This is a genomic window from Streptomyces sp. NPDC031111, assembly GCF_055570675.1.
On the sequence record NZ_JBVIGS010000058.1, the window covers coordinates 1 to 1493 of the forward strand.

Annotated in this window: 1 protein-coding gene; it reads left to right on the forward strand. The window is 65.2% G+C overall.

Annotation, left to right across the window (positions count from 1 at the left end; translation table 11 throughout):
- Positions 1-520: 520 nt before the first annotated feature.
- Positions 521-1237 (forward strand): carbonic anhydrase, encoded by a 717-nt coding sequence (locus ACZ470_RS40485; protein ID WP_468434960.1) that lies wholly within the window; start codon positions 521-523, stop codon positions 1235-1237.
- The last annotated feature ends 256 nt before the right edge of the window (positions 1238-1493 follow it).

The following is a 1493-nucleotide window of genomic DNA, read 5'->3' on the forward strand; positions in this document are numbered from 1 at the left end:
GATCAACGTGCTGTTCGCGATGCTCCGCGACGGCACCTTCTACGAACCCAAAACCCCACGCCTCGCTTGACGAAAGACATAGAGGCACCCCCCGGCAGGCCGGCACGCCAGCCGTTATTTCCGAGCCTGTTCCCCTGCGGAGACGCGGGTGACACCGTCGTACGGCGGCGACACGCTCGTACCTCCAGTGCGAGCGTCATCACGGTTCTGCTCGCCTCCGGACAGGTCGACCGCCCGGCCATCGCAGGCCTCCTCATATTCCTCGGCGGCGGCCATCGCCGCTGGACGAGGGTCAACTGCTTTACGAAAACCGGCCGTTGCCGACCCGTCCGCGAGAGGGTGGTGCCATGGAACACAGTGCCGAGGGACGCTCGCAGGCATGCGATGCCCCAAGTCGTGCTCAAGGGACAGTCAAGTAGACCCACGGGATGCCGCGGACTCCGAGATCGCAAGTATGTTCCTGAGCATGAACTTACGATTCCGCTCTCCCTTGCACGGCACTCCTGCCTCTGAAGTCCCAATGCCAGACTCGGACCGCGTCCCGGCTCGCCGCGCCGTACTGCGGGCAGGCCTCACCTCGGCAGCCGTTCTCGGTGCAGCCGCTATGAGTTCCTCTACAGGGGCATCCGCTGCTCCTGCAGCGCGGCCGCGTCCGGCAACACCGAAGCAGGCCCTGCACGAATTGGCAGCGGGCAATCGGCGGTGGCGCACCTTCAGGGAGATACATCCTCATGAGACGCCGGCCGTGCGACAGAGCCTGACATCGGGTCAGCACCCCTTCGCCGTGATACTCGGCTGCGTCGACTCGCGTGTCCCGCCCGAGCTGGTCTTCGATCAAGGGCTTGGTGATCTGCTCACGGTACGGTCCGCCGGCGAGGTGCTGGACGAGGCGGTTTTGGGCAGCATCGCCTACGGCGTTCTCGAGCTGAACGTCCCGCTGGTCATGGTGCTCGGACACCAGTCGTGCGGAGCGGTCCGTGCGGCTGTCGAGGCAGAGGCTTCCGGCGCCCAGCTGCCCAACCACATCCAGTATCTGGCGGATCAGATACGTCCGACCATCGACCACTCCAAGGAAGGAGACGCCCGAATAGACGCCACCATAGATGCCAACATCCGGGCAGTGAGCTCCCGCCTGGCTACCGAGCCCGACCTGGCAGCCAAGGTCATCGCCGGACGCCTGGCAATCGTGGGAGCGCGCTATGAAATGACCAGCCAGCGAGTACACACCATCAACTGATGGGCCGCCGCGTCAGCCCTGGGGGGCGGACGCTTCTGCGACCGTCCCCTACCGCAAGGGCGAGACCCAGGAACTCCTGATCGACGGAGTCGGAGAAAGAAGAGCCGCCCGTGGCCACGGGCTTGCTTACCCGCGAGGCGACGTGGTTCTGAACCGTTCCCGGTTCGGTAGGGACTCGATCATTTGAGAGGATCGAGTCGCCACGTCCTTCCCCTTACCCGCTTGAGCTGCGCCGTCGTGCGGTCCGCATGGTCGC

Bases quoted from the DNA above. Each gene is read 5' to 3' on its own strand.
- ACZ470_RS40485 (WP_468434960.1), top strand. From the start codon at position 521: ATGCCAGACTCGGACCGCGTCCCGGCTCGCCGCGCCGTACTGCGGGCA.